The following is a 14,665-nucleotide window of genomic DNA, read 5'->3' as shown; positions in this document are numbered from 1 at the left end:
GAAGGAGCAGACCGAACAACACAGACAAATGCTAGCACCGTTTGTCACGAGGCTGGCCCCGAAACGGTCCCCACCGTGAGCGGCGGAGGCCCCGAGCGCGTCGCGCTCAGGGCCTCCGTGCACGCCTCACACCCGCCTCACACCCCCCTCACGCGGTGGCGAGGGCGGCCACCGGCGAGATGGATACCGCCCGACGCGTGGGCAGGATCGTGGCGCCGATCGCGAGCACCGCGGTGCCGACCACGCACAGAACAACGAGCAGCCACGGAACCGACGGTGCCACGAGGCCGGCATTCGAGAGTGACCCGAAGAGTGATTGCGCCGCCGCCCAGCCGTAGCCGACTCCGAGCACCAGGCCCAGGGAAACGGCAGCGACGGTCATCTGCAGGCTTTCGGCGAGGATCATGGCGCGCACCTGCCGCCCGGTGAACCCGAGCGCCCGGAGCAGTCCGATCTCGCGGGATCGCTGCAGAACGCTGAGGGCCAGATTGTTGACTATGCCGACCGCCGCGATCAGAGCGCTGAAGCCTACGAGCACGGAGATGACGGCCAGACTGGTGGACACCATTTCGGAGACCTCCGCACGCATCGCGGCGTCTTCCATCAGCGGCTGCATCATGGTTTCGAAGGTGGATCCCGCGACGGCGAACATGGTGATCAGCGTCACTCCGACGACCAGTCCGATGGTGGTGCGGGAGCTGCGCTCCGGGTGCTGCGTGGCGTTCGCTGCTGCGAGTCGGGCGGGCGCGCCACCCCCGAGGCACCGGCCGACCAGGCTCAGGATGGGCGGCATGAGCAGGTGCGATCCCAGCACCAGCCCGGTGAACGAGAGCAGCCCGCCCGCCAGTCCGAGCAGCACGCCGTATTCGTTCTGTTGTCCGACGACGACTCCTGAGGCGAGGAACAGGAGGCCCGTGACCATCAGCACGATCGCGACGACGTTGCGTACCGGGCGCCGAGCCGATTCCTCGAGGGAGCGCTCCTGCGCTGCGCCGATGGCCTGCATCGGGCTGACGGTGAGAACCCGGCGAGACCCGACCCAGGCGGCGCACCACGTGGACAAGACGACGATCGCGACGGGAAGCGCGAGCAGAGGTTCGACGAGGCCATAGTCGAGATCAGGGATGAGGCCCGACGCGAGAGCCACCCGCACCGCCGCGAAACTCAGCAGTATCCCGACCAGGGCACCTCCGACCGCACCGGCGAGACCGACCGTGAGACCGTCCCGGGCCACGGCGCGGCGCTGGTCCCCCGCACTCGAACCGATCAGGCGCATGAGCGCGATGGTGCGGGTTCGACCAGCGATGACCGTCGCCACCGTATTCGTGGTCACGATCGCACTCACATAGACCGCAATGGTGATGAACAGGAACGCCACAATCGACAGGGAGGCGCGAACGGCGGGGCGGCTGGACACGTCACTGCCGCTCACGACCGTGGCGAGCACACTCGTCACCTCGAGGAGCACCACTCCGAAGGCGGATGCGAGCCCCGCCACGAGCAGGCTCGCTCCCCGACCGGCGTGCCCGTTGGCCCGGGCGCTCTCCGGGCCGCTCATGCGCGCTGCTCCATGCCGAGCATGATGGCGGAGATCTCTTCGGCGGAGGACCGTTCCCGGTCTTCGACCACTCGGCCGTCGGCGAGGAAGAGGATGCGGTCGGCGTAACTGGCCGCAATGGGGTCGTGGGTGACCATGGCGATGCTCTGGCCGTAGCCGGTGCTGGCCGCTTTGAGCAGGGTGAGCACCTCTCGCCCGGCGCGCGAATCGAGGTTTCCGGTCGGCTCGTCGGCGAACACCAGCTCGGGCCGGGTGGCCAGGGCCCTCGCGATCGCCACGCGCTGTTGCTGTCCGCCGGAGAGTTCGTGCGGGCGGTGCGTGAGCCGGTCGCCCAGGCCGAGGGAGTCGGTCAGCTGATCGATCCAGGCCTTCTCGGCCGAGTCCGGCCGGCGTCCGTCGAGGGCGAACGGCAGGAGGATGTTCCCCCGCACGTCCAGGGTGGAGACCAGGTTGAAGGATTGGAAGATGAATCCGATCCGCCGCCGCCGCAGCACCGTGAGGTCGGCGTCACCCAGGCCGGTGATCTCGGTGTCTCCGAGCCAGGCCCGGCCGGCGCTGGCTTCGTCCAGGCCCGCCATGATGTGCATCAGGGTGGACTTGCCCGAGCCGCTTGGCCCCATGATCGCGGTGAATTGCCCGCGACGGATACCGATGGACACGTCGTCGAGGGCCTTCACCGAAGTGGTGGCCGATCCGTATGTTTTGCTCAGGTTGGTGACTCTGGCGGCGACGCCGAGTTCGGTCGTTGTGATTTCCATGTTTCCACGCTAGGAACCACGCCCCCTCCGCCGCATCCGGCGCGAGGACCATCCCGCACACCGCGGGGATGACTCCGGCCCGGGCCGGGTCATCCTTCCGGCTACTCCGTGAGGCGGTGCTGGAAGGCGTACACCACGAGCTGCACCCGGTCTCGGAGGGACAGCTTGGAGAGTATGCGGCTGATGTGCGTCTTGACGGTGGCCTCGCTGAGGAATTCGCCGGCCGCGATCTCAGCGTTGCTCAGGCCCAGGGCGGCCAGGGCGAAGATGTCCCGTTCCCGCCCGGTCAGGGCGCGGAAGGCCTCGGGTTCCTGTGGCCGTTCCGGCACCGGGGCAGGAACGGGCGCCGGGGTCCTGAAGTGGGCCAAGAGCTCACGGGTCGCGGATGCGGCGATGACGGCGCTTCCGGCGTTGACGGTTCGAATCGCTGCCAGCAGAAACTCCGGGTCCGCGTCTTTGAGCAGGAACCCGCTCGCACCGCTGCGAATGGCCCGGCTGGCGCTCTCGTCGAGTTCGAAGGTGGTCAGGACGATGATGCGCGGCGGCTTGGTTCCGGCGGACTCCGCGGCGGCGATGATGGCCACCGTGGCGTCGATGCCGTCCATCACGGGCATCCGGATGTCCATCAGGATCACGTCGGGGTGCACCGCTGCGGCCATGGTCACGCCGGTCGCGCCGCTGCCTGCTTCCCCGACGAACTCGAGGTCCGGTTGCGAGGACACCAGCATCCGGATCCCGGCACGGAAGAGCGCCTGATCGTCGACGAGGGCGACACGGATGCGGGGCGCATCCGCGGCCGGTACCTCGCTCATGCGTTCACTTCCTGGTCGCTCGGGAGCTCCGGCCCAGCGTGCGTGCCGGCCGGGAGCCATGCCGCGACAGAGAATCGGCCTCCACTGGATTCGACCGTCAGGGAGCCCCCGGCCAGTAGCGCCCGCTCCCGCATGCCCGGAAGCCCGTGGCCGATCTCACCAGCCTTCCGCCCCCCGGGGCCTGACTCCCCATCGGCAGCGACCGACGGCATCCGCAGTGCGTTGTCGATCGTCACGGTGATCCCGTCGGCCGTCCAGACGAGGCGCAACGCCACCGTGCGGCCGGTATCCCCGTGACGGAGGGCGTTCGTCAGCGCTTCCTGCACGATGCGGTACCCCGCCAACTGCGCGCCGGAGGCGAGGCCGGTGGGCGTGCCGATCGTGGCCCAGTCGATGTCGAGACCCGTGCTGCGCATCTGTTCCACGAGACGGTCGAGGTCGGCGAGCACGGGCTGTGGTCCGGTGGCACCGTCCTGGCGCTGACGGGCGAGCAGGATCCGAACCTCGCCCAGGGCCTCCCGCGCCGTCGAGGAGATTGTGGTGAGCGCCTCATCGACCGCGTCGGGATTCTGCGCTCGCGCATAGCGGGCACCGTCAGCCTGCGCGATGACCACGGCGAGGGAGTGCGCCACGACGTCATGCATGTCCCTGGCGATGCGGTTGCGCTCCTGTTCGACGACCACCGCGAGCTGCGCCGCGCGCTGCTCCTCGACGGCACGGTACTGGGTGAACCTGCTTTCCCGGGCGCTCGTCCGGGTGCGCGTCAACAGTCCGAGGGTCCAGGACAATCCCAGAACGGCCACACTGACCACGGACATCAACACGGTCGACCAGACCATGCTGGCCAGGTCGCCCTGCTGCAGCGCCGCTCCGAGCTGGTCCACTCCCCGTTGGACGACGGCAAGGTAGACGCCGGCGACGAGCGAGCCGACACCCACCGAGATCAGGCCCGCACGACGCGTGCGTCCCTGGGAGTACGCCGCGGTGGCGTACAGCACCGCCAGGATCACCATGTCACTGGCAAGAACAGGGAGGCCGGCCAGCATCTGTCCGATGGCGGTCAGCCACGCAATCGAGAGGGCCAGGCCGGGCGAGAGCCGACGCACCGCGAGCGAGGCCGTGAACCCGACCAGCGTCAGGAAGGTCGGGACATCGTCGAAGACGAACAGCAGGGCAATGAGAAAGAAGACCCCGGCGATCGACACGTCCACGATCAGGGTTCGACGGGAAACCGAACGGGTCCACCCGTTGCGCGGTACACGTGGTGATGCTCCGGGGTCGGTCATCTTTCCAGCGTACGGCCCCGCGCGCGAGCCACCGAGGCGCTCCGGGAATATCATCCCGCAGACGTCCCGAAATCCTCCGAGCGATGTAGTCCCCATCGCCGGGGTCTGGAAGCCCAGGTGCTAGAAGCCCAGGCGCTAGAAGCCCAGGCGCCCGAGCTGCTTGGGGTCACGCTGCCATTCCTTGGCGACCTTGACCCGAAGCGACAGGAAGACACGCTTGCCCACGAGCGGCTCGATTTCCTTGCGGGCGCGCATCCCGACGTCTTTGAGCCGGCTGCCCGACTTGCCGATGATGATGCCCTTCTGGCTGTCGCGCTCCACGAACAGGTTGGCGTAGATCTCGACCAGTTCCTGGTCGTCACGCTCAATGATGTCGTCGATGGTCACGGCAATGGAGTGGGGAAGTTCGTCGGTGACGCCTTCGAGCGCCGCCTCACGGATGTACTCGGAGATGCGGGATTCGAGGGTTTCGTCCGTCACCGTGTCGGCAGGGTAAAGCGGAGCGTCGGATGTCGGCAGGAGCCGCAGCAGCTCCACGGCGAGGGTGTCCAGCTGGATGCGGCTGGTCGAGGAAATCGGAACAATCGCTTCCCAATCACGCAGCTGCGACACGGCGAGCAGTTGATTGGCGACATTCGTTTTCGACGATGCATCGATCTTCGTCACGATCGCCACCTTGCGCGCCCGGGGGAAGGCATCCAACTGCTCGTTGATGAACTTGTCGCCCGGGCCGATGGGCTCGTTGGCCGGGATGCAGAGTCCGATCACGTCAACGCCGGACAGGGTCGCCGTCACGAGACTGTTCAATCGCTCACCGAGCAGGGTGCGCGGCTTGTGGATTCCGGGGGTGTCCACCAGGATCAGCTGGCCGTTCTTCTGGTGCACGATTCCGCGGATGGCGCGACGTGTCGTCTGCGGCTTCGACGACGTGATGGCGACCTTTTCCCCGACAAGGGCGTTCGTGAGTGTGGACTTTCCCACGTTGGGTCGTCCCACGAAAGACACGAATCCGGCGCGATACGCGTCCGCCCGGTTATCACTTGTGCTGGTCATGGCCACTTGCTCCTTCATCGTCCGACACTCCGAGGAATGCCGTCTGCGCATCAATCAATGCTTCATCTCGTTCCACCAGCACTGTGCTGATGCGCTTGCGTCGACCCTCGGTGCGTTCCGCGGTGAGAATCAGCCCGCTCACCCCCGCTACCGATCCGGCAACCGGAAGCCGCCCGAGGGCCTTGGCCAAAAGCCCGCCCACCGAGTCGACATCGTCATCGTCGAGTTCGAGGTCAAACAATTCTCCCAGTTCATCGACCGGCAGGCGTGCACTGACACGAAAGTGACCGTCACCGAGATCTTCGACCTCAATCGACTCGCGGTCGTATTCGTCGGAAATATCACCGACAAGCTCTTCAATCAGGTCCTCGAGGGTCACAAGTCCGGCGATTCCCCCGTACTCGTCCACCACCATGGCGAGGTGGTTGGATTCGGCCTGCATCTGGCGCAGCGTCGCGTCGGCCTTCTTCGATTCCGGTACATAGACGGCTCCCCTGGCCAGTTCGGCGACGGTGAGGGTTTCCATGTTGTCCGGCCGCTCATAGATCAACCGAGCCACGTCGCGCAGATACAGCACGCCCGTGACGTCGTCGACCTCGCCATCCACGACCGGCACGCGTGACGTACCGGAGCTCAGGAACAGTCCCATCGCGGCATCGACGGATGCGGTGGCCTCGATGGTGATCATGTCCGTCCGGGGAATCATCACCTCGCGCACCACCGTCTCGTTGAACTCGAAGATCGAGTGGATCAGGTCCCGGTGGGCCTCTTCGATGACATCGAGTTCGGTGGCTTCGTCCACCATGCTCAGCAGTTGGTCCTCGGACGTGAACGTGGCGAGACGACTGCGGCCCGGCGTGACCCGGTTGCCCAGTGCGACGAGGGCGTTCGCGATCGGGCCCAGCAAGACGCGCACGAAGTGCACGAGCAGGGCACTGGACCGCAGCAGGTTGATGGGATGCGCCCGGCCGACGCTGCGCGGACTCGCGCCGACCAGCACAAACGACACCGCCGTCATGATTAATGCCGACAGCAGAAGGGCGAGCCAGAGGTGGTCGATCGTGGTGGCGAAAACGAGGGTCACGAGCACCGCCGCCGTTGTTTCGGCGATGATGCGCATGAAGTTGATCGCGTTCAGGTGCGCACCCGTGTCGGCGGCGATGGCCCGCAGCGATCTTTTGGCGCGCGAAGTCTCACTCAACCCCGCGATGTCCGCGCGGGATTGCACGGTGATCGCCGCGTCGACGGCGGCCATCAACCCGGCGAAGGCGATCAGGAAGATCGCCGCCGCCAGGAACCAACCGATCAACATCAGCCGCGGTGCCGTTCCTGCATCGTGAAACCGAGCAGGATGTCGCGCTGGATGCCGAACATCTCCTTCTCTTCGTCTGGCTCGGCGTGGTCGAACCCGAGAAGGTGCAGGATGCCGTGTGTCGTCAGCAGCAAGAGCTCATCGAGCGTGCTGTGGCCGGCCGTCTCCGCCTGGGACTGGGCAACCTGCGGGCAGAGCACGATGTCGCCGAGCAACCCCGGCGGTGTTTCCGCTTCCTCGGTTCCGGGTCGCAGTTCGTCCATGGGGAAGCTCAGCACATCGGTGGGTCCGGGTTCGTCCATCCACTGCACGTGAAGCTGCTCCATGGCTCCTTCGTCGACGAGCACGATGGCGAGGTCAGCATCCGCATGCACGTGCATCGTATCGAGCGCGAAGGATGACAGCCTCTGGATGGCGGCTTCGTCGACCTCGATGGTCGACTCATTATTAATTTCGATACTCAACTGTGACTCCGTTTCGGAAGGCGGTCCCGCGGACCGCCCGAGCGTTGGGGGCCTCTGGCCGCGAAATCGCGAGCCTCGGCGGTTTCCTGGCGCAGCGCTTGCCGCTGCGCATCATATTCCGTGTAGGCATCGACGATGCGTCCCACGAGCGAGTGACGCACAACATCTTTGCTGGTCAGGTAAGAGAAATGGATGTCATCGACGGTGTCGAGCACCCGAGTGACCAGCTTGAGTCCGCTCGTGCCTGCCGGCAGGTCGATCTGCGTGACGTCACCGGTGACCACCATCTTTGAGCCGAACCCCAGACGGGTCAGGAACATCTTCATCTGCTCCGGAGTGGTGTTCTGCGCCTCATCCAGCACAACGAACGATGAGTTGAGGGTGCGACCACGCATGTACGCGAGCGGGGCAACCTCGATCGTGCCGGCCGCAAGAAGTTTGGGGATCAGCTCAGGGTCGAGCATCTCGCCGAGGGCGTCGTACAGGGGGCGAAGGTAGGGGTCGATCTTGTCCGTGAGGGTTCCGGGCAGGAACCCGAGCCGTTCCCCGGCCTCCACGGCGGGACGGGTGAGGATAATGCGTTCAACCTCTTTGTTCTGCAGGGCGCGAACGGCCTTCGCCATCGCGAGGTAGGTCTTGCCCGTGCCGGCAGGGCCGATCCCGAAGACGATGGTGTTGGCGTCGATGGCGTCCACGTACTGCTTCTGCCCGATGGATTTGGCCCGAATGCTCTTGCCCCGCGCGGTCAGGATCGGCGCGCCCAACAGCTGGGACGGGCTCGTCGAACTGTCGGCACGAAGCATGCGCGCCGACGTCGCCACCTGCGCCTCGCCCAGGTCCTGGCCATCGATGATCATGGATTGGAGTTCCTCGATCAACCGACGCACGGCCTCGATCTCGGCGGGAAGACCGACGAGGGTAATCTCGTTGCTCCGCACGTGCACGCTCACCCGCGGATACTGTTTTTCGATCGTCGACAGGTAACGGTCCTCTGGACCGAGAAGACGCACCATGGCGATGCCGTCAACATGCAGGCGCAACTGCGCGGATTCGGACTGGCCAGGATCAGAGGGAACCAAGAGACCCCTCTCCGAGAGCATCAGCGACGGTCACGACGCCGAGCACGTGCGCATGCACGTGGAACACGGTCTGCCCGGAGGCAGCCCCCGTGTTGAACACCAAGCGGAATTGCCCCATCGTGCGTTCATCCGCAATCGTCTGCGCCACCCGCACGAGCTCGGCCAGAAGCCCGGGGTCACCGGCCGCCAGTTCAACGACGTTGCGATACTGCGGGTCTTTCGTGGTGATGACGACGTGCACCGGCGCTTGCGGGGCGATGTCCTCGAAGGCGATGAGGCGGTCGGTCTCGGCCACGATCGTCGCGGGTATTTCGCGGGCGATGATGCGGCTGAAGATGGACGGTTCGGCACCCTGAGAAGACATATCTCTATCTTAAGCGCGACTACCAGCGGCCGAGGGCCGCATTCAGGATTGCCAGCGCGGCCGGTCCAGCCGTCGACGTGCGCAAGACGGTGTCGCCAAGCCGAACCTGTGTCGCACCGGCCTGCTCCAGCAGGCTCAGCTCGCCGGGCGCGATTCCGCCCTCCGGCCCCACGACGAGCACGATGTCCCGGTCGTCGATCGGTGGCGCCACCTCGGTCAGGCGGATCGTGGCGGACGGCTCCAGCAGGAGCATGTGCGTCGTCGCCGCCAGCGCGGCGAGTTGCTTGGTGGTGCACAGGTCACCCACCTCGGGCAGCCAGGCACGAATGGACTGCTTGCTGGCCTCGCGTACGATGCTCGTCCAGCGGTCCTGGCCCTTTCGTACCTTCGGGCCCTCCCAACGGGACACGGAGCGCGCCGCGGCCCAGGGGATGACCCCATCGATACCCAGCTCCGTCGCGGCTTGGACGGCCAGCTCGTCCCGGTCGCCTTTGGCCAGAGCCTGGACGAGACGGATGCGCGGCGTCACGGCCGGCGTGTCCGTCGCCGTGTCGACTCGGAGCGTGAACTCGGCCGGTTCGGCCGACACGACAGTGCCGGAGAGCATGAGCCCGGCGCCGTTCCCGATCAGCAGACGTTCGCCCGGCCGGATCCGACTTACGGTCACCGCGTGCCGGGCTTCGGTCCCCGTCACACTCACCACGGAGCCGCTCGGGCACTCGTTCGCCCGGAGCTCGGGAGCGAGATAGAAATTAGCCACGCTGGCTTTCCCGCTCCCTAACCGAGGAAGCGGTCGCGAAGCTTGGCAAACAAGCCCTGCTGATAGTGGCTGAGCGTGGGCGCGGGCGCGGAGTGACGGGCCGCGAACTGCTCGATCAGGTCACGCTCCTTGTGATCGAGTCGCGTTGGCGTCACGACCTGGACGCCGATTTTAAGGTCGCCACGTCCCGAGCCGCGCAGTTTGGTCACACCCCGCTCCTTCACCGTGAGAATCTCGGAGCTTTGCACTCCCGGGCGCAGTTCGACCTCGATATCACCGTCGAGGGCCTTCACCGTGACGGTGGTGCCGAGAACAGCGCTTGTCATGGGCACTTCGAGCGAGCACATCAGGTCGTCACCGTCGCGGCTGAAGACGTCGTGGTGACGCACCTTCATCTCGAGGTACAGGTCGCCGTTGGGTCCGCCGGCCGGACCGACCTCGCCGCTGCCGGGCATCTGGAGGCGCAGGCCGGTGTCGACGCCGGCGGGGATGTCCACCGGAACCGTGCGGCGCGCGCGAACGCGTCCCTGCCCGGAGCAGGTGGTGCACGGTGTGGCGATGATGGTTCCGAACCCGCGGCACGATCCGCAGGGGCTGCTCGTCATGACGTTGCCCAGAAGTGATCGGACGGCGCGCTGGATGCTGCCGGTCCCGCGGCAGATGTCGCAGGTCACGGGAGACGTACCCGGCCGGCAACAGGAACCCTTACAGGTCTCGCAGAGAATCGCGGTGTCGACCTCAAGGTCCCGATGCGTACCGAAGATGACATCCGCGAGATCCAGCTCGACCCGGATCAGAGCGTCCTGGCCGCGCTCGCGCCGCGACCGCGGACCGCGGGTTGATCCCCCGCCGCCGCCGAAGAAGGTCTCGAAGATGTCCCCGAAGTTTCCGAAGTTCTGTCCGTCGAACCCGCCGCCGTTCTGCCCGCCGCCCTGGTCGTACTTCTGTCGCTGCTTCGGGTCGCTGAGCACGTCATAGGCGTGGGTGACGCTCTTGAACTTTTCCGAGGCATCCGCCCCGGGGTTGACGTCAGGGTGCAGCTGACGGGCGAGGCGACGGTACGCCTTCTTGATTTCATCGGTGGACGCATCGCGGCTTACGCCGAGGACTTCGTAGTGGTCAGCCAAAGGTGGCTCTCCTTGTTGATCTGTTGAGATTGGTTGATCAGTTCATCTGATCGAGTGACGGTCTGTGATGACGGGGTGGTGAAGCCTAATTCTCGCCCAGCAGGCGGGAAAGGTAGCGTGCGACGGCTCGTACGGCAGCCATGTTGTTGGAATAGTCCATCCGAGTGGGCCCGAGGACGCCGAGGCGCGCGAGGTTTCCATTTGAGCTGTACCCGCTCGTGAGAACCGAGGTTTCCGCCAGTCCGAAAGGGGCGTTTTCCCGGCCGATGCTCACCGAGACCCCATGCTGATCGGTGGCCATCTCACCGAAAAGACGAAGCAACACGACCTGCTCCTCAATGGCTTCCAGAACCGGGTAGATGCTCCCCGTGAAATCTTCCTCCGTGCGCACCAGATTAGCGGCACCGGCCATCACAAGCTTGTTCTGCTTGTTGGCCCCGACCTGCTCGCGGAGGGTGTTCGCGATGAGCTCCGTCACGTTCTGCAGCTCGGGGGAATCGGGGCGGGACTCGACCGGCGCATCGGCGGCGAGGGCGGCCGCGGCATCCGTCATGCTCAACCCGACGATGGCACTCAGCAACCTGGCACGCACCACGCTGAGCGCGGACTCGTCCACGGCGCGCGGAAGATCGATGACCCGCTGTTCGACCGCCCCGGAATCCGTGATGAGGACGGACAGGATGCGCGTGTCCGTCAGCGACACCAGCTCGATGTGCCGAACCTTCGAGCGCGACAGCGAGGGGTACTGAACCAGGGCGACCTGGTGCGTGAGCTGCGACAGGAGACGCACGCTCCGCACGAGGACTTCGTCAAGGTCCGCAGAGTGACCGAGGAAGGTTTCGATGGCCTGCCGCTGGGCTGGCGACAGCGGGCGCAGGTCGGCGAGGTGGTCGACGAATACCCGATATCCCTTGTCGGTCGGGATCCGCCCCGACGAGGTGTGTGGAGCGGCAATGAGCTGCTCCTCCTCCAGGAGTGCCATGTCGTTGCGAATCGTCGCGGCCGACACTCCGAACGCGTGCCGGTCGACGATGGATTTGGAGCCGACGGGTTCACGGGATGCGACATAGTCCTGAACAATGACGCGCAGCACATCAAGGCCACGATCGGAAACCATGATGACCGCCTCTCGGTTCTGACTGCGTGGACGAGCTCACGGGGTTGGCACTCGCATTACCTGACTGCCAATCATATCGCGCCTTCTCGAAGATCACCCATTGCCCCCCGACCGGGGCGGCAGTACATTATGCAGTGAGGTGGTTCTTTTCCCATTCAGTGTGAAAGGCATTGTCATGAGCGATCCAAACGCGCAGGTTCCCCCAGACCCGAATCCTGGACAACCGCAGCCACCGTCTTATGCGACGGTCACACCACTCACAGCGGCCGAAGACCGCCAGTGGGCCTCCTTTGCTCACCTGGGCGGAATCCTGTGGTTCCTTCCCTCCCTCATCATCTGGCTCGTCTTCCGGGAACGCGGACGCCTGACAGACGTTGAGGCGAAAGAGGCGCTGAACTTTCAGATCACTTTTCTGATCGTCTACTTCGCCGTGTTCTTCCTCGGAACGTTCCTGGCGATTGTCACGTTCGGTATCGGCATTCTGTTCTCGTTCCTCGGATTCGCCCTGTGGATTGTGAACGTCGTCTTCTCGATCCTCGGATTCACGACGGTGAAGAACGGCGGCAACTACCGCTACCCGATTTCACTGCGTCTGATCAAGTAGCCCGTCGCGCAGGACACCTGCGGTCAATGTTGGCCGGGTACGCTTGCTGAGCCGGTGGCACACCGCCACAGCCCGGTGCCCGATCGAGGAGACCGCATGTCCGACGCCACGCCGCCTGTCAACCCGTACCAGTCCACCGGGGCTCCACTCAGCCCTGCCGATGAGAAGCTGTGGGCGACGCTGATCCACGTCGGCGGCATCTTCTTCTGCTGGGTACCATTACTGAACTGCGTACCGGCGCTGATCGGATATCTACTGCTCAGGGACCGCGGACCGTTCATCCGCGCGCACACCGCGACCGCGTTGAATTTTCAGATCACCATGGCGATCGGACTGACTATTTCTGCCGCGCTGCTGGCCATCGCGATCGGAGCCCTCACCGCGTTCGCCATCTGGATCATCATCGTGGTGTTCAGCATCATCGCGGCCCTCGCCGCCAACCGCGGCGAGGGATACACCTACCCGCTGTCGTTGAGATTCGTGAGCTAGTCACACCTAGTCGGTAATCCGCCGAACAACGGCGTCGGCGAGGAGCCGCCCCGTGAGGGTCAACTCGAGTGAGCCGGACAACGCAGCCTTCGCGTTGATCAGCTCGTCGGCAATCAGGCCGGCGACCTCCCGGCGACCGGGTGCCGACAACGACGCGATCGGGATACCGGTGCGGATACGGCTGAGCAGCAGGATGCGTTCGAGCTCCCGGGTGGCTTCATCCAGGGTCTCGCGGCCTGCAGCCGGAGACACCCCGGACAACACCCGTTCCGCATAGGCGGCGGGGTGCTTGACGTTCCACCAGCGCACGCCGCCGACATGGCTGTGAGCGCCGGGGCCGACACCCCACCAGTCCTGACTGCGCCAGTACGACAGGTTGTGGCGCGACTCGTGTGCGGCGTCCTTCGCCCAGTTGCTCACCTCGTACCAGTGGTAGCCCGCCGCTGCCAGGAGTTCATCCGCGAGCTCGTAGAACTCCGCCTGCTGGTCATCGTTGGTCGGCACCACGTCGCCGCGCCGGATCTGTCGTGCGAGTTTCGTGCCCTCCTCGACGATGAGCGAGTAGGCGCTCAGGTGGTCGGGATTCTGGTCGATGGCGTGCTCGAGGCTCGCCCTCCAGTCATCGATGGACTCCCCCGGAGTGCCGTAAATGAGATCGAGGCTCACGTCGAGGCCCGCTTCGCGCGCCCACTCGACGACGAGGGGAACACGTTCGGGGTCGTGCGTGCGTTCCAGCGTGGCCAACACGCGCGGCACAGCCGATTGCATGCCGAAGGACACCCGCGTGAAACCGGCCTCCCGGAGCGAGGCGAGGTAGGCCGCGTCGACGGAATCGGGATTGGCCTCTGTCGTAACTTCGGCCCCCGGGGCCAGACCCCATTCCGTACCCACGGCGGCCAGCATCTTGGCCAGGTCGGTGACCGGAAGCAGCGTGGGCGTGCCACCCCCGAAGAACACGGTGGACGCCGGCCTCGGCGGCAGGCCGGAATCGGTCAGGATGCGACCGGCAGCCTGGATCTCCAGCACGGCCTGGCTCGCATAGTCGCTCTGTTTCACGCCGCGAAGTTCGGTGGACGTATACGTGTTGAAATCGCAGTACCCGCAGCGCACCTTGCAGAAGGGAACGTGCAGGTAGACCCCGAAGTCGCGCTCCGATGCGCCAATCGACGCGACTGAGGGAAGGAGTCCGTCGGCGGGCGCTGGGTCGCCGAGGGGAAGAGCACCGGCCACGGGCTTACAACGCCCCGACCGGATGAAGGGCGCGCAGATACCGCCGGGTGAATCGCTCCTGCTGGAACCGAAGGAAGGGTGCGGCGAGACGGTAATACCAGGTGCTCGGACGCGAGAACGAACGAAGCGTGAACCAGACAGAATCATCGTCTCGCCTGTCCAGGATGAACGATTCCTCTCCGCTCTCGGGATGTCCCGTCATCGTTCCATAGGCGAAGCCCACCCGATTGACCTCGGCGATGACGTACACCACGCGAACCGGCGCCTTCACCGTGAATGGACCCACCTTGATCTCGAGCTGGGCGGTCATCCCGTTCACGATGTACGGTGTGCCGTCATCAGCGAACGTTGATTCGTCCGTCAGGGCCGGACGGGCGGGCAGTGGCGTTCCGTCGGAGGCGAACTCCACCGGCGTGTACTGCACCCCCGTTCCCGCTTCGAGGTCCGTAACGTTCATGCCGCTCTGCCGCTGAACACCCCAGGTCATCAGCAACTTGGAGGCCACCTCGAACCGCTCGGCCCCGCTGCCGAGGCGTACGCTGCGTTCCATGGGCCGGTGGCCTGTGGGTGGGTACTGCAGGAGGTCGGGCGCCAGGGTGCCGCCGATGGCCCCATAGGTCACGGCCGCATCGGTGAAAGTGGCTCGACGCAT

16 protein-coding genes are annotated in these 14,665 nt (G+C 65.5%); 2 read left to right on the top strand and 14 right to left on the bottom strand.

The genetic code is table 11. The features are described from left to right. Positions 1-148 precede the first annotated feature (148 nt). The 12 genes from JF66_RS02855 to hrcA all read right to left on the bottom strand — a co-directional run bounded on the left by JF66_RS02855 (position 149) and on the right by hrcA (position 11,690). Complete coding sequence (locus JF66_RS02855) at positions 149-1,558, bottom strand: FtsX-like permease family protein (protein ID WP_035874901.1); 1,410 nt, start codon at positions 1,556-1,558, stop codon at positions 149-151. Beyond that, entirely contained in the window at positions 1,555-2,316 is a 762-nt protein-coding gene (locus JF66_RS02850; protein WP_035874898.1) for an ABC transporter ATP-binding protein, read from the bottom strand. Before JF66_RS02850 ends, JF66_RS02855 begins: the two co-directional genes overlap by 4 nt. Positions 2,317-2,417: 101 nt before the next feature. Next, entirely contained in the window at positions 2,418-3,128 is a 711-nt protein-coding gene (locus JF66_RS02845) for a response regulator transcription factor (protein ID WP_035874896.1), read from the bottom strand. Next, complete coding sequence (locus tag JF66_RS02840; protein WP_051973043.1) at positions 3,125-4,414, bottom strand: sensor histidine kinase; 1,290 nt, start codon at positions 4,412-4,414, stop codon at positions 3,125-3,127. Before JF66_RS02840 ends, JF66_RS02845 begins: the two co-directional genes overlap by 4 nt. 135 nt (positions 4,415-4,549) lie before the next feature. Beyond that, positions 4,550-5,467, bottom strand: coding sequence for a GTPase Era (gene era, locus JF66_RS02835; protein ID WP_035874988.1), 918 nt, complete (start codon positions 5,465-5,467; stop codon positions 4,550-4,552). Beyond that, positions 5,451-6,779 (bottom strand): hemolysin family protein, encoded by a 1,329-nt coding sequence (locus JF66_RS02830; RefSeq protein ID WP_051973042.1) that lies wholly within the window; start codon positions 6,777-6,779, stop codon positions 5,451-5,453. The genes era and JF66_RS02830 overlap by 17 nt, the downstream gene beginning before the upstream one ends. Then, positions 6,779-7,243: an rRNA maturation RNase YbeY gene (gene ybeY / locus JF66_RS02825; RefSeq protein WP_035874893.1), complete on the bottom strand. Its 465-nt coding sequence runs from the start codon at positions 7,241-7,243 to the stop codon at positions 6,779-6,781. Before ybeY ends, JF66_RS02830 begins: the two co-directional genes overlap by 1 nt. Beyond that, positions 7,240-8,256 carry a PhoH family protein gene (locus JF66_RS02820; RefSeq protein WP_231556268.1) on the bottom strand — a complete coding sequence of 339 codons (1,017 nt, stop codon included), beginning with the start codon at positions 8,254-8,256 and terminating at the stop codon, positions 7,240-7,242. Before JF66_RS02820 ends, ybeY begins: the two co-directional genes overlap by 4 nt. Before the next feature lie 52 nt (positions 8,257-8,308). After that, on the bottom strand, positions 8,309-8,686 hold the full coding sequence (locus tag JF66_RS02815) for an HIT domain-containing protein (RefSeq protein ID WP_035874887.1): 378 nt from the start codon (positions 8,684-8,686) through the stop codon (positions 8,309-8,311). Positions 8,687-8,705: 19 nt separating this feature from the next. Next, the gene (locus tag JF66_RS02810; protein ID WP_035874884.1) at positions 8,706-9,446 is read right to left on the bottom strand and encodes a 16S rRNA (uracil(1498)-N(3))-methyltransferase; all 741 of its coding nucleotides are present in this window, start codon (positions 9,444-9,446) and stop codon (positions 8,706-8,708) included. A gap of 17 nt (positions 9,447-9,463) precedes the next feature. Next, complete coding sequence (dnaJ, locus tag JF66_RS02805) at positions 9,464-10,573, bottom strand: molecular chaperone DnaJ (RefSeq protein WP_035874881.1); 1,110 nt, start codon at positions 10,571-10,573, stop codon at positions 9,464-9,466. 85 nt (positions 10,574-10,658) lie between these two features. Next, positions 10,659-11,690, bottom strand: coding sequence for a heat-inducible transcriptional repressor HrcA (gene hrcA / locus JF66_RS02800; RefSeq protein WP_035874878.1), 1,032 nt, complete (start codon positions 11,688-11,690; stop codon positions 10,659-10,661). 175 nt (positions 11,691-11,865) lie between these two features. Between hrcA and JF66_RS02795 the strand changes: the two genes are divergently transcribed. Next, positions 11,866-12,294, top strand: coding sequence for a DUF4870 domain-containing protein (locus tag JF66_RS02795; protein WP_035874874.1), 429 nt, complete (start codon positions 11,866-11,868; stop codon positions 12,292-12,294). Between the two features lie 96 nt (positions 12,295-12,390). Next, a complete protein-coding gene (locus tag JF66_RS02790; RefSeq protein ID WP_035874872.1) occupies positions 12,391-12,783 on the top strand; it encodes a DUF4870 domain-containing protein in 393 nt (130 codons plus the stop codon). Positions 12,784-12,789: 6 nt separating this feature from the next. On the opposite strand, the gene hemW is transcribed toward JF66_RS02790, so the two are convergent. Beyond that, entirely contained in the window at positions 12,790-14,013 is a 1,224-nt protein-coding gene (gene hemW / locus JF66_RS02785; protein WP_035874869.1) for a radical SAM family heme chaperone HemW, read from the bottom strand. A 4-nt stretch (positions 14,014-14,017) separates the two neighbouring features. Continuing rightward, positions 14,018-14,665 (bottom strand): DUF1990 family protein, encoded by a 648-nt coding sequence (locus JF66_RS02780; RefSeq protein ID WP_035874864.1) that lies wholly within the window; start codon positions 14,663-14,665, stop codon positions 14,018-14,020.

This window comes from Cryobacterium sp. MLB-32 (assembly GCF_000738085.1).
GTDB lineage: Bacteria > Actinomycetota > Actinomycetes > Actinomycetales > Microbacteriaceae > Cryobacterium.
This window is presented reverse-complemented; position numbering and strand designations above follow the sequence as displayed.

Bases quoted from the DNA above. Each gene is read 5' to 3' on its own strand.
- JF66_RS02855 (WP_035874901.1), bottom strand. From the start codon at position 1,558: ATGAGCGGCCCGGAGAGCGCCCGGGCCAACGGGCACGCCGGTCGGGGA.
- JF66_RS02850 (WP_035874898.1), bottom strand. From the start codon at position 2,316: ATGGAAATCACAACGACCGAACTCGGCGTCGCCGCCAGAGTCACCAAC.
- JF66_RS02845 (WP_035874896.1), bottom strand. From the start codon at position 3,128: ATGAGCGAGGTACCGGCCGCGGATGCGCCCCGCATCCGTGTCGCCCTC.
- JF66_RS02840 (WP_051973043.1), bottom strand. From the start codon at position 4,414: ATGACCGACCCCGGAGCATCACCACGTGTACCGCGCAACGGGTGGACC.
- era (WP_035874988.1), bottom strand. From the start codon at position 5,467: ATGACCAGCACAAGTGATAACCGGGCGGACGCGTATCGCGCCGGATTC.
- JF66_RS02830 (WP_051973042.1), bottom strand. From the start codon at position 6,779: ATGTTGATCGGTTGGTTCCTGGCGGCGGCGATCTTCCTGATCGCCTTC.
- JF66_RS02820 (WP_231556268.1), bottom strand. From the start codon at position 8,256: ATGGTGCGTCTTCTCGGTCCAGAGGACCGTTACCTGTCGACGATCGAA.
- JF66_RS02815 (WP_035874887.1), bottom strand. From the start codon at position 8,686: ATGTCTTCTCAGGGTGCCGAACCGTCCATCTTCAGCCGCATCATCGCC.
- hrcA (WP_035874878.1), bottom strand. From the start codon at position 11,690: ATGGTTTCCGATCGTGGCCTTGATGTGCTGCGCGTCATTGTTCAGGAC.
- JF66_RS02795 (WP_035874874.1), top strand. From the start codon at position 11,866: ATGAGCGATCCAAACGCGCAGGTTCCCCCAGACCCGAATCCTGGACAA.
- JF66_RS02790 (WP_035874872.1), top strand. From the start codon at position 12,391: ATGTCCGACGCCACGCCGCCTGTCAACCCGTACCAGTCCACCGGGGCT.
- JF66_RS02780 (WP_035874864.1), bottom strand. From the start codon at position 14,665: ATGCGTCGAGCCACTTTCACCGATGCGGCCGTGACCTATGGGGCCATC.